At 37.2% G+C, this 14,005-nt stretch carries 11 protein-coding genes; 8 read left to right on the top strand and 3 right to left on the bottom strand.

The features are described 5' to 3' along the window. Nucleotides 1–49: 49 nt before the first annotated feature. On the bottom strand, nt 50–2,554 hold the full coding sequence (locus tag AY601_RS03740; protein WP_084359488.1) for a M1 family metallopeptidase: 2,505 nt from the start codon (nt 2,552–2,554) through the stop codon (nt 50–52). A gap of 183 nt (nt 2,555–2,737) precedes the next feature. Between AY601_RS03740 and sufB the strand changes: the two genes are divergently transcribed. From sufB to AY601_RS03780, 8 genes are all read left to right on the top strand, one after another. Then, entirely contained in the window at nt 2,738–4,183 is a 1,446-nt protein-coding gene (gene sufB / locus AY601_RS03745) for a Fe-S cluster assembly protein SufB (RefSeq protein WP_068396625.1), read from the top strand. 23 nt (nt 4,184–4,206) lie between these two features. After that, entirely contained in the window at nt 4,207–4,980 is a 774-nt protein-coding gene (gene sufC, locus AY601_RS03750; RefSeq protein WP_068396627.1) for a Fe-S cluster assembly ATPase SufC, read from the top strand. Between the two features lies 1 nt (nt 4,981). Then, nucleotides 4,982–6,313, top strand: coding sequence for a Fe-S cluster assembly protein SufD (gene sufD / locus AY601_RS03755; protein ID WP_068396630.1), 1,332 nt, complete (start codon nt 4,982–4,984; stop codon nt 6,311–6,313). Between the two features lie 12 nt (nt 6,314–6,325). Next, nucleotides 6,326–7,549 carry an aminotransferase class V-fold PLP-dependent enzyme gene (locus AY601_RS03760; RefSeq protein ID WP_068396634.1) on the top strand — a complete coding sequence of 408 codons (1,224 nt, stop codon included), beginning with the start codon at nt 6,326–6,328 and terminating at the stop codon, nt 7,547–7,549. Between the two features lie 9 nt (nt 7,550–7,558). Further along, complete coding sequence (locus AY601_RS03765) at nt 7,559–7,978, top strand: SufE family protein (RefSeq protein WP_068396637.1); 420 nt, start codon at nt 7,559–7,561, stop codon at nt 7,976–7,978. 8 nt (nt 7,979–7,986) lie between these two features. Beyond that, nucleotides 7,987–8,301, top strand: a complete 315-nt coding sequence (locus AY601_RS03770) for an SUF system Fe-S cluster assembly protein (protein ID WP_232324691.1) — start codon at nt 7,987–7,989, stop codon at nt 8,299–8,301. Further along, the gene (locus tag AY601_RS03775; protein ID WP_068396643.1) at nt 8,301–8,939 is read left to right on the top strand and encodes a helix-turn-helix transcriptional regulator; all 639 of its coding nucleotides are present in this window, start codon (nt 8,301–8,303) and stop codon (nt 8,937–8,939) included. Before AY601_RS03770 ends, AY601_RS03775 begins: the two co-directional genes overlap by 1 nt. Nucleotides 8,940–9,162: 223 nt before the next feature. Then, complete coding sequence (locus tag AY601_RS03780) at nt 9,163–12,150, top strand: lantibiotic dehydratase (protein WP_068396646.1); 2,988 nt, start codon at nt 9,163–9,165, stop codon at nt 12,148–12,150. Here AY601_RS03780 and AY601_RS03785 read toward each other — a convergent pair. Continuing rightward, complete coding sequence (locus AY601_RS03785; protein ID WP_068396649.1) at nt 12,134–12,856, bottom strand: LytR/AlgR family response regulator transcription factor; 723 nt, start codon at nt 12,854–12,856, stop codon at nt 12,134–12,136. The genes AY601_RS03780 and AY601_RS03785 overlap by 17 nt on opposite strands. Before the next feature lie 5 nt (nt 12,857–12,861). Continuing rightward, the gene (locus tag AY601_RS03790) at nt 12,862–13,929 is read right to left on the bottom strand and encodes a sensor histidine kinase (protein ID WP_068396652.1); all 1,068 of its coding nucleotides are present in this window, start codon (nt 13,927–13,929) and stop codon (nt 12,862–12,864) included. Between the last annotated feature and the right edge of the window lie 76 nt (nt 13,930–14,005).

Raw genomic sequence — 14,005 nt, forward strand, 5'->3', positions numbered from 1 at the left:
TTTGAAGATTTTAATCTTTAAAAGGGGGCTTACATTTTTTATAATCAGCTTATTTCTGATCGTTAATTTGCTGTTCTGCTTCTCCAATAAGTTTTACAGAAGAACTGTCATTTTGATCCTTACGTACTTTTTTTAGTTGATCAAGAACATTTAAAATAACCGGAGCTGCTCCCTGTGTTTTATATTTGACTCCTATTTCTTTTAACGCATTGATTCCTTGTTGCGCATATTCAGGACTTTTAACACGGGCAGTCATAAAAGCGAAATCTTTAAGCATTTCAAACTTGGTCTGCGGATCACTTTCTTCAAAGTTTTTAAACACAAAAGGCCATTCTGTATCACCACCATTTTTTGCATAAACAGCAATAATAGCTTTTGTTAAATCCCCTTTGTTATCTTTTTCAAAAGCTTTAGCCATATTTAATGATCCGGCTGGTTTTAAATTTGCCATGGCAAACAAGGATGCCCCCTGTACTGCATAAGAATTGCTCTTTAAACCCGCTTCGAAAAGTGATAATTGTTGCGCTGCATCTTTAGTCGTACTGATTATTTTTAATGCCTGAGCTTTTGCAAGATTGTTATCATCATCCTTAGCTATTTTAAGGATAAAAGGTATTGCTGCATTAACTAGTGCTGTATTTTCCGGATTGATGCTGCTCATCGTTCTCATACGTAATCCATAATACTTATCCTGTAAAGCAGCCAATAATATTTGCTGGGCTTCCGGAAGTGTTTGCTGTGCAGTAGCTGCATCTATCGCCTCTAGTCTGTCCATATATAATGGCGCATGCTGATACTGGAATAAAAATTCTGTGATATTCTTGTGATCTGTCTTTTGACTTAACGTAATTTTATCAGCGTCTGCATTAACCAGCTTAGGCTGAGCGGCAACCTTAAAAGTCAAAGTATCCGACTTACTTCTCATCCAGATTTGGTGACGTATTTTCTGTGTCCCATTATAGAGGTCTACAGCCATAGGCAGCTGAAATGCTTTTCCTTCCTGTGTTTGATTCAAATAAACAAATTGCGTTTTTGTTGCCTCATCCCATTTATACTTAATGTCCAGCAGAGGATGTCCAGCACCATAATACCACTGATTGAAGAACCAGTTCAGGTCTTTTCCACTTGCTTCTTCCATAGCTAAACGCAGTTGCTGTGCTTCACCATTTTTAAATGCATTGGTTTTCAGGTAAATATTTAATCCTTTGAAAAATACGTCAGGAGTTAAAAAATGACGCAGCATATTCAGGATACGGCCACCCTTTTTGTAAGACACTGCATCAAACATGTCCATTGCATCATGGTAATGGAAACGTACAAGATCTTTCTTTGCATTTTCAGGATTCTCCAGGTAAGTTTGCATCGCCTCATTGTTGTGCTCATCACCCGTATCTTGTCCATACTTATGCTCAGCCCATAAAGTTTCACTAAAATCTGCAAAAGATTCATTCACAGTAAGATTACTCCAGCTTTCGGCAGTGACATAATCACCAAACCACTGATGGAACAGCTCATGAACAATAGTGCTTCTTCCTTTATCATAATATCTGTCAGCTAATTCGCGGGCGGTTCCCTGTACATAAGCACCGTGGAGTGTAGCCGTTGTATTTTCCATTGCACCACTGACATAGTCTCTGACTACAATCTGTGAATATTTATTCCATGGATAATCTACCCCTAAAGTTTTAGAATAGAATTCGATTGCTTCGGGAGTGAATCCAAATATATCTTTTGCATAAGGCGCATAAGCAGGTTCCAGGTAATAACTAACTTCTTTATCACGCCATTTATCGCGGTAAATCTTAAAATCACCAACTGCCATCATGAATAAATAAGGAGAATGAGGGAGTTCCATTTTCCACGTATCTGTTCTTGTACCATCCGCATTCTTTTTCTGCGAAGCAAGCCTGCCGTTAGATAAGGTTACGTATTTACCCGGTACAGTCATACTGATTTCATCAGTGGTTTTCTGGTTCGTCCTGTCAATAGTCGGAAACCAGGCAGAAGAGCTTTCCAGCTCACCCTGGGTCCAGATCTGTACTGGTTTACCTTTTTCTGTACTATCAGGATTGATGAAATAAAGTCCTTTAGCATCTGTTATTGCTGCACCAGCCTCAATTTTTAACTCATCTGGTTTTGCAGTATAAGCGATGTAAATAGTATAGTTTTCTGTATTCTGATATACTTTATCCAGTTTAATCGCCAACGAAAGGTTGTCGTAAGTATATTTAAGTGGGATATTTTTTCCATTTCTGACTACCGCAACGGTTTTGATATCCATACCTTTTGCATCCAGTCTTAAACTATCGGTCGCGTAAATATGGGGCTTTATTGTTACCCATTCTTTACCATATAAATGACGTTTTTTATAATCAAACCTGACATCCAGTTTAGTATGAATTAAATCATTGATCTTTTCTGCACTACCTCTGTAAATCTTTAATAGAGGATCCTCCGGTTTTTGTTGTGCAAATGCTGGCATTGCAATCGCTGAGGCGATAAAAAACATCGTCTGTAAGACTGCTCGCTTATAAGTTATTGGTTTTATAATCATTTTAAGATCTTTAAAATATCCGCGTAAATCTAAGCGGAAAAACAAAATAATCACAATAAACTCATTTATTTGTAATAAACAAAGTAATTCCTTTGTTTATTACCCTTGTTAGCTATCTTTGTGGTCTGCTTTATCTCTCCAGCTATCCGAATGCTGCAGATAAAGTTCCTAAACTGAATAACAATGGAAAAAGATGATTTGATGCTCGAACAACTGGCAAACCGTGAATACGAATTTGGCTTTGTTACAGCGATTGATATGGATATTTCTGAAATCGGACTCAACGAAGATACAGTAAGGTTTATTTCTGCAAAAAAGAATGAACCCCAATGGCTACTCGATTGGCGCATGAAAGGTTTCAAAGCTTTCCAGAAGCAAGAAATGCCACAATGGCAAAACTTTAAGATGCCCGAAATTGACTTCCAGTCTATTTCTTATTATGCCGCTCCCAAACAACAAGCTAAGTATGCCTCACTGGATGAAGTAGATCCTGAGTTGCTACGTACCTTTGAGAAACTAGGTATTCCGATGTCAGAACAAAAACAGCTGGCAGGTGTTGCTGTGGATGTTGTATTTGATAGTGTTTCGGTAACTACAACTTATAAAAAACACTTAAACGAGCTGGGAATAATTTTCTGCTCGATCAGTGATGCTGTTAAAGAACATCCAGAACTGATACAAAAATATCTGGGCTCGGTAGTACCACATACAGACAATGTTTTTGCATCTCTGAATACTGCTGTATTTTCTGATGGATCTTTTGTATACATCCCTAAAGGGGTTAGATGCCCGATGGAACTTTCTACCTATTTCAGGATTAACGCTGAAAATACGGGTCAGTTTGAACGTACATTGATTATTGCTGACGAAGATAGTTATGTAAGTTACCTGGAAGGTTGTACTGCTCCAATGCGTGATGAGAATCAATTGCATGCTGCTGTGGTAGAATTAATTGCCATGAAAGGTGCAGAGATCAAATATTCTACTGTTCAGAACTGGTATCCTGGAGATAAAGAAGGAAAAGGCGGGATTTTCAATTTTGTGACTAAGCGTGGAGCTTGCCGTGGTGAGCGTGCTAAAATTTCATGGACACAAGTAGAAACTGGTTCAGCAATTACCTGGAAATATCCAAGTATTCTTTTGCAGGGTGATTATTCTTCAGGAGAGTTTTATTCTGTGGCAGTGACCAATAATATGCAGATCGCAGATACTGGTACAAAAATATATCACCTTGGAGCGCACACTAAGAGCAGAATTATCTCTAAAGGTATTTCGGCTGGAAAAGGACAAAATAGCTATCGTGGTTTAGTGCAAATGGGCCCTAAAGCGGCATATTCACGGAACTTTACACAATGTGACTCTTTATTAATTGGTGACCTTTGCGGTGCACACACCTTTCCATATATCGAATCTAAAAATAATACTGCTACCATAGAGCATGAAGCCACGACCTCTAAAATTGGAGAAGATCAGGTGTTTTACCTGAATCAGCGTGGAATTGATGCAGAACAAGCTATTGCGCTGATCGTTAATGGATACGCAAAAGATGTACTGAATCAATTGCCAATGGAATTTGCAGTAGAAGCTCAAAAATTACTTTCTCTTACACTCGAAGGCAGCGTAGGGTAGACCATAAAAAAATAAAGAATACTATGTTATCAATAAAAAATCTTCATGCGAATATTGAAGGAAAAGAAATCTTAAAAGGAATTAATCTGGAGGTGAAAGCCGGTGAAGTACATGCGATCATGGGCCCTAATGGTTCGGGCAAAAGTTCATTGGCATCTGTACTGGCAGGTCGTGAAAATTACGAAATTACTGAGGGTGAAGTTTGGCTTGATGGTAAAAACCTGTTGGAAATGAAACCAGAAGTACGTGCACGTGAAGGTGTTTTTCTTGCATTTCAATATCCTGTAGAAATTCCTGGAGTATCGAATATTAACTTCTTAAGAACTGCATTAAGCGAAATTAGAATTCACCGTAATCTTCCACCGCTTTCAGCTAAAGAATTCCTGAAGATGACGAAGGAAAAACAAGCTTTGGTAGAATTTGAAGCCAAATTGGCCAATCGTTCTCTCAATCAGGGCTTTTCAGGTGGAGAGAAAAAAAGGAATGAAGTATTTCAACTCGCCATGCTGGAACCAAAATTATCAATTTTGGATGAAACAGACTCAGGACTGGATATTGATGCTTTGCGTATTGTATCTAACGGTATCAATAAATTACGCTCGGCGGATAATGCTTTTGTACTGATTACACACTATCAACGCTTATTGGAATATATCATCCCAGATTTTGTACACGTATTATACAACGGTCAGATTGTACGTTCTGGTACAAAAGAACTGGCATTGGAACTTGAAGAAAAGGGATACGACTGGTTGAAAGAAGAATTCCATGGCAATGAATCAATAAATAAAATATAAGATGGTAAATCAGTTAACAGCTCCATTCTATAATCAATTGATTGCTGAGTTTGAAAATGCCCCAAAAGGTGAAAATACCAATGGCGATTTATCAAAATCAAGAGAAGATGCTTTTGAGCTATTTAAAGCGAAAGGTTTTCCGACATCAAAAGATGAAGATTGGAAATTCACTAACCTGACTCCGTTTCTTACTGATACTTTCTCTTTAACTATAGGGGAAACAGATCAGCAAGAGGTTAAACAAGCAATAACTTCAGCTACTATACCAGGGCTGGATGCTTGGTTATTGGTTTTACTGAATGGTAAAATCCAATTTGACTTATCAGTTTTACCAGAGGTGGATCAATTGATTGTTCTTCCGCTTGAAAGTGTGATCAATACAGAAAGCTATAAAAACTATATCACCTGTAAAGAAGCAGAAGGTAATAGGATGTATGCATTAAATACTGCATTTTTTACAGATGGATACTTCCTTGAAGTGCCAAAAAATGTAGTATTAGACAAGCCTGTACAGATTATACATCTTTACACCGCTACAGAAAATATGCTTTTTCAGCCACGCCACTTAATTGTTGTGAACGAAAATGCAAAAGCAGAACTAATTGATAGCGCGGTTTCCTTAGGGAATGCACAGCGCGTATTGATGAACAGTGTAACACAGGTAACAGTAAAAGAAAATGCAAACCTGATCCAGTATGTGATTCAGGATAATGCAGCAGCAGACAGGCTGATCAATTATAACCACATTACACAAGAGCGTAATAGCCGTTATGATAACTTCATGTTCAATTTACCAGGTGCAGAACTGATCCGGAATAACCTGGAAATTGTGCTGAATGGTACTGCAACAGAAACGCATTTGTTAGGTCTATACCTGGTAGCAGGTCATCAATTAACCGATAACCATACCGCTATTCACCATCGTTTCCCGCATTGTGATAGCAATGAGATTTATAAAGGAGTATTGTTAGATAAAGGTAAAGCCGTATTTAACGGGAAAGTATTTGTAGAGCGTCCAGCTCAGAAAACCAATGCTTTTCAGCAAAACAGTAACCTTTTACTAAGTGATAAAGCACAAGTATTTGCTAAACCACAGTTAGAGATCTTTGCAGATGATGTGAAGTGTAGTCATGGTTGTACCGTAGGACAATTCGATCCTGAATCCTTATTTTACCTGCGTTCGAGAGGGATTTCTGAAGAATCTTCACGTAAACTACTGGTAGAAGCATTTATGTTTGATGTTACTCAAAAAATTGAAAATGAAGCAATAAAGGATTTTGTTCAATCTTTAATTTATAAAAAGATGGAAAATTCATTAGCAACAATCATTTAAAAGAGGTTGAAAATGGGCAAATTAATAGCAGAAAATATCAGAGAAGACTTTCCAATACTACAAACAAAAGTATATGGCAAGGACTTGGTTTATCTTGATAATGCAGCAACAACACAAAAACCCAAAGCAGTTTTAGCTGCTGTAGCGGATTATTATAAAACTTGTAACAGCAATGTACACCGCGGTGTACACTTGCTTAGTCAGCAAGCAACCGCTGCTTACGAAGAAGCCCGTCATAAGGTGAGTCAATTTATAAATGCTGCTTTTAGTCACGAGGTTATTTTCACTAAAGGGACCACTGACGGAATTAATCTGGTTGCTTCCTCATTTGGGAAAAAATTCCTTCAAAAAGGAGATAGTATCCTGATTTCTGCCATGGAGCACCATTCCAATATTGTACCCTGGCAAATGATTTGTGAAGAGCAGGGAGCAACCTTAAAGGTTATCCCTATGGATGAAAATGGCGTATTGCGATTAGATACCCTGCCTGAACTTTTAGAGGGAAGTGTAAAGCTGGTCTCAGTTACTTATGTATCGAATTCTCTTGGGACAATTAATCCAATCAGGGAGATTATTAAACAGGCACATGCCAAAGATATTCCTGTAATGATTGATGCTGCGCAGGCTATACAGCATTTACCTGTAGATGTACAAGAACTGGACGTCGATTTTCTTGCTTTCTCAGGACATAAAATTTACGGGCCTACCGGGATTGGTGTACTTTATGGTAAAGAAAAATGGCTGAATATGATCCCTCCTTATCAGGGAGGTGGAGATATGATCAAAACGGTTACTTTCGAAAAGACGATTTACAATGATCTGCCCTATAAATTTGAAGCAGGTACTCCAGATATTTCCGGGGCGATCGGACTGGGGGCAGCTGTAGATTATGTTAATGCTATTGGTCTGGATGCTATACAAAAGAAAGAGGATGAATTATTAAATTACGCACTGCAGCAATTGGCAGGTTTAACGAACCTTAAGTTTATCGGTAAATCCGCGCAACGGGCAAGTGTAATTTCATTTTTAATTGATGGTGTGCATCCTTACGATCTGGGAGAATTACTCGATAAACAAGGAATTGCGATCCGTACAGGACATCACTGTACTGAGCCAATTATGGACTTTTTTGGGATACCAGGAACATGCAGGGCCTCATTTGCCTTTTACAATACACATGCAGAAGTGGATTTACTGGTAGCAGGAATCAAAAGAGCTGCTGCGGTACTCCTTTAATTTTTACAGATGACAATTAACGAACAACAGGACGAGATTATAGAAGAGTTTGAACTCTTTTCAGACTGGATGGATAAATATGAGAATATCATCGATATGGGGAAAGAACTTCCTTTAATTGATGCGCAATATAAGATCCCGGAAAATCTGATTAAGGGATGTCAGTCCAGTGTCTGGTTACATCCGGAATACGTAGCCGGTAAAATATTATTTACGGCTGATAGCGATGCTATTATTACTAAAGGCTTGATCAGTATGATGGTCCGGGTTTTATCCGGACATACCCCACAGGAAATAATAGAGGCAGATTTGTATTTTATAAATACCATAGGCTTACAAAATCATTTGTCTCCAAACCGTTCGAACGGATTGCTGTCGATGTTAAAACAAATGAAAATGTATGCCCTGGCTTTTAAATCACAAGATTAAAAGATAGTATGATGAACGAACCATTGTTAAGAGATAAAATTGAAGAAGCGTTGCATACAATTTATGATCCGGAAATACCAGTTAATATTTATGAGCTGGGCCTGATCTATAAAATTGATATGCTGGAAGATAACAACGTACATATTTATATGACGCTGACTGCACCAGCGTGTCCTGCTGCCGGAGAAATTCTGGGAGAAGTAGAAACTAAGGTGAAAGCTGTAGAAGGCGTAAATGAAGTAGAAGTACGGCTTACTTTTGATCCGCCATGGGATAGAGATATGATGAGTGATGAAGCAAGATTAGAACTGGGCTGGTTGTAATGGAAGAAAGTAAAGTGCCATTTAGGGAAGGTGCCGTAAACCTGCTGAAAACCAGCGGGCCGCAATCTCTATTGTCGCTTGCGCGGGAATTTAAGGTAACAGTAGAGGGTGCGCGTTTCCAAATGCTCCGGCTGGAAAAAGAAGGTTTGGTCACTTCGAGTAAAACAGTCACGGGAAGAGGCAGGCCACAACAATTATGGTCACTCACCAGTATGGGACAATCCAGATTTCCTGATACACATGCTGCGTTAACAGTGAAGTTAATGGAAGTGATGAAAGAACTGCTGGGCGAAGGGGCAGTTTCGCAGTTGATTACTGCAAACGGCGAAAAAGGTACTCACAAATATCTAAAAGAATTAGAGGGAGTCTCTGACCTCGAAAAAAGAATTCATAGTTTTGTCTCTATCCGGACAAAAGAGGGCTATATGGCCCAGGTAATCAAAGATGAAGAAGGGTTCATCTTTATTGAAAATCATTGTCCTATCGGTGCTGCTGCTCATGCAAATCCCGCAATATGCAGTGCCGAGTTTAAAACTTTACAAACCGTTATGGGCGAGAATGTACCTATCAAACGTATAGAGTATATTGTTGACGGGGGCAGAAGGTGTGCTTACCGTATCTCTTCTGCTAAATCATAATTTTTTTGTTCTCCATCTTTCCTTAATTAAATTCATCATTTACATTTTCTTAATTGGCAAATATTATTTAATTGATTATCAGTAGATTAGTTGAATTGTTCTTTTTTTGATTTCAACTAACACCTAAAAAATGTTCATTATTCTACAATAGGTGCGGATTTTTTGATAAATTTCGGGCGTTTGGGGCTGCTCCCAATATTGCCAAATATAATTACTGCTCAAAATGTCTGAATTTATCGTAGCTCCATTTTTACTCGTCCGGTCCCCAGCTTACAGCTGTGAAAATTTTAACGAAGTTTTTCTCCAGCAACAATTAAAAACTGATTTCTTCAGGGCAAGTCTGTTTTTTGCGAGTCAGACGCTGTATATTGAATTAAAGAAAAAGAATTTTGACTATGCTCAATTCAATGAACAAGTAAAGACTACGCTGTGGAAATATCTGAACAGAATGTGCTTCAGACCATTACCTTATGGTCTTTTTTCTTCCTTTTCCGTTGCAAAATGGACCTCCGGAAAGAATAATCTATCTTTTAGTGGTAAAGGTGAGTTGACAGCTCTTCCAGATTTTGTATCCGTTCTGGACTACATTCATGGATTAAGAATAGCGGACCTGTCAGCTATTCGTTACTATACAAACAATTCAATGTATACAGCAGCAGGAGAATTGTATTTTGTTAGCGAGGCCTATACTGAACAGGATAAACATGTTATTGTCCATTTAAAAGTTATCCCCGGCCTCAAGAGCTTGTTAAAATTTATAAGCCAGGGGCAGACCAAAGATGCTATTATAAATTATTTGATAGCACATTACGGTGAAGATGCTGGTGCTGATAATTATTTTAATCATTTAGTTCATGGAGGGGTCATTGTTTCAGAACTCCTGCCAAATGTTACGGGAGTATTATATAATGAGCGTTGCGTTGAGCTGCTGAAAGAATATACTCAACTTGATCTGAAGGGGATCAGCACTTTCTCTATACCTGTTAATGATCAGCATAATGAATTACCCGGGCTGAATAAACACATAGAAGAAATCCTGGTCAGGAATGAAAAAAGTGCGCCATATAGTCTATATCAACGCGAAATTTCCGGTGGACTAAACAAGGAAGTACATCCTGAATTTATTTCACTGGTCAATAACCTGGACAAGCTAACCAAAGATAGGAATGAGGAACCAATGCTTGCCTTTAAAGCCGCTTTTATAAAAAAATATGAGCGCCAGGAAGTTCCATTAATGGAAGTTATGGATCCGGGAGTTGGTATTGGATATGATAACCTGACTTCGGCTTTTGATAATCAGGATGATGAATTTATAGTTGATTTACGGAGACCAAAGGAATCAAAAAGCACGATAAAATGGGGAGCAGCAGAAAGAATGCTCTTTGAAAAATGGAGTAATTTTTCAGGAAAGGGACCGGGCAAAATCCAGCTCACACAAGAGGATATAGATTTACTTCCGGAAAGTAAATCTATATTACCGCCTGGTATGTTTCTTTTATACAAGAATGTTGATCAGGAATTGTGGATAGATCAAATAGGGGGGATGTCAGGAATCGAACCCGGAGCCAGGTTTGGAATTACAAATTCAGAAATTGATAGGCAGCTTCAAGAGATATGTGAACAAGAGATGTCTGTAAACCATGATTTTATATTTGCCGAAATTGCCTTTTCTCCAGCTAACAGAACCTCAAATATCAATCAGCGGGGGCATTTTTACCCTTATGAAATTCCTATACTAACGCATCCGACACGTTCGGCGGAGCATACCATTAAATTGAATGATCTGGCTATTTCGATTAGTAATAATACTATTTTGTTAAGATCAATTAAACTCAATAAGTATATCATACCAAGACTTTCTTCAGCTTATAATGTTCAGCTCACCACTATTCCTGTATTCAGATTTTTGTGCGATCTGCAGTATCAGGGAATTAAGGCAAGTTTATCATTTTCTTTGAAAGATTTTTTTCCTGGTATGTCATTTTACCCACGGGTACAGCTCAACAATGCCGTTATTTCTGCCGCAACCTGGATATTAAATCAGGATAAAATAAATAAAGTAATTGCACAAAATCTGGATTTTTGGGAAGAATTGGCATTGCCTGCCTATTTCAGTTTGAATGAAATGGATAACTTTCTTGTCTTTAACAAGCATAATAATGATGACCTTAAATTATTTAGAAAATGCATCAGAAATAAAGAATCGGTAACCCTAAAAGAATATGTTTTTCCTGATTGTGCAGCTATACAAGATGCAGAAAAAAGACCTTACGTGAGCCAATATATTACATGCGTAGTTAACCAGTCTAAATCATATGCTGCACCTCATTTAAAATCCAATAGAACCGCAAGTGTTAAGAAATTAAAAGTTAAACGGACATTTTTTCCGGGCGATGAATGGCTATACCTTAAATTGTATGCGCATGATTCGTTAATGGATAATATTCTAATGGATACAGTGTTACCGGTTATTCAAAAATATAAGAAAAAAAATGCGGCGTTTAAGTGGTTTTTTATCAGGTACAATGAAAACGGCCACCACCTTAGATTACGGTTCTTTATCGATAGAGAATTGGCTCATACCTTATTATCGGAGCTCAACACACGATTGAAACCATTATGTAGCTCGGGGAAAGTATCAGAGATTTCGCTGGATACTTATCAGAGAGAACTGGAGAGATATTCTGGAGAATTAATACAGGAAATAGAATCGTTATTTTATCACGATAGTGAATATATCCTGACCGCCTTTCAAATAGGTGGACTTGACTTAAGGTCTAAATTAAGCTTTGCAGTGCATTCTGCACTTTTAATAGTCAAGAGTTTCCTAAAAGATAAAGCGCAACGGTTTGAGTTCTTTACTCAAGTGCTTTCCGGCTTTTCAAACGAATTTAATAACACCGATAAAATAATTATTCGTAAACTGGATCTTAAATATCGGAATTTCCGGAAAGAGCTGATTGAAAGTGAACATTTTTCTGACAGAGAGAATAACAGTGCTTATCCCTGTTTTAATCAAATGCTTCAGGACCTCAACGACAAAATATCACACTGGACACCTGCAGATAAAAATAATTTAATCGCAAGTCTGATCCATATGCATATGAATAGAATATTTGAGAATAAGCCGAGAGAATATGAGTGCCTGACCTATCATTTTATGAATAAGCATCAGGCTTATCTCAATTATACTACTAACGATGAGTTTTGATAACGTTGCTATTTACCTTTTTTAAGAGCTGATCTTTAAAAGAAGAGCCGATAGGCAGGATCATCTTATCAATCATAATTTTATTGCCCTCCATCATCGTTACTTTGTCAATATTGATAATATATGATTTATGGATTCTGATGAAATTATTAGTTGGTAACCCTGCTTCGATCTCCTTCATTGTCAGGTATATAATATGGTTGTTTTGAGGGGTATGAATAACAATATAGTTATTTAGCCCTTCAATATATTCCACATCATCATAATTGACTTTGAGCATTTTACCTTTGATCCCTGGATTAACGAAAAAATAACTTTCATTTTTAGGTAAGCTCTGTGGCCGCTGCCCTTCAATTTTATCAATAACTTTAGTAACTGACTTTAAGAATTTTTCAAAGGAAATAGGTTTTAGCAAAAAATCAGAAATATTCTTCTCAAATCCCTGTACTGCATACCCTGCATGCCCGGTTGTGAAAATGATGGCTGTGTTTTTATAAATTAAATCTGCTACATCCAGACCAGACATTTCCGGCATATCGATGTCAAGGAAAGTAATATCTATATCTTTATTTTCATTAATATATTTAATAGCTTCCAGTGGATTTTGTGAGGTGGAAATGATTTCCAGCTGTGCACTGTCTGCAGCATATTTTTTTAGTGTTTCGATGGCATGGGATTCATCATCTATTATAAAACATTTATACATAAAGGTTATAAGGTTATTTGAAGCTTGAACGTATAATCATCTGCAGTTTCTACGATTTGGATTTCATGAGTATCCGGATAATATGCGTCAAGCCTTAGTTTTAAATTTTTAAGACCTATACCGTGGCTGTGAATAGGTTTTCTGGTTCTTATTTTTCTGTTGTTTATCGTAAATTCCAATTCATTGTTTTTAATCTCAAGATTGATTTTTACTGGGTACTCTGTATTTTTAAGGTCTGCATATTTAAAAATATTTTCAACTGGTGTTAATAAAATCAGAGGAAGTATCTGAAGGTTAGCAGTATTTCCCGTAATGGTGAAAGATAACTGTAAATTATGATCAAACCTAAATTGATTTAAGTCTATAAAAGAAGCAATTTGTTCTATTTCTTCTGAAAGGTCTACTTTTCCATTTTGCGGTATTTCAGTTAAGGCATAACGCATAATATCAGAAAGTAATAGGATGGGTTTAGTTAATTGAGGTGCTGTTGTTATTGCCGAATTATGAAGGAAATTTAAGGTATTGAATAGAAAATGAGGATTGATCTGTGATTTTAAATAGGCGACCTCAGAATCAATGAGCTTTTTCTCCAATTGCTGATGGTGAACCTGGTCCAGTAGTTTGTTTTTCTCCAGATCCGTGATCTCTTTGCGTTGCGTAATAATATTTAAAGCAAACCAGTAGGCCGTACTTAGTCCGAAAATATAGATAAACCTATAGGCAATCCTTGCAATAGAGTCTAAGGTCAGTGTAAATGGTACGACCGTTGAATTACCAAGCGCAACATAAAACCAGGTTATCACGTATTTTAATACTAAATAGGCAATTAACTCCAGCAATATGAACACTATACCAATATATGTAGGCCTTTTATAGACCAGCGGCCATACGAAATAGGTGTTAATATAGAAAAAAATAATGTTCAGTGTATAAGCAAAAATATAATCTGCAGGAGAAGACATTGGGATATGCAGCAGGAATATAAGGAGAAATTCATAAGCAATAAATAATGTCCATACAAAAATATGAGCACGGTAAAATTTGAAGTTTTTTGAGCTAGATGAGAAAATCATTATTTCAAATATAAGAGATTATATGATTATTTACCCTGACAATAAAGCCGTTCGTGTAATAACTTTTTGAATGTTA

The organism is Pedobacter cryoconitis (assembly GCF_001590605.1).
Classification (GTDB): domain Bacteria; phylum Bacteroidota; class Bacteroidia; order Sphingobacteriales; family Sphingobacteriaceae; genus Pedobacter; species Pedobacter cryoconitis_A.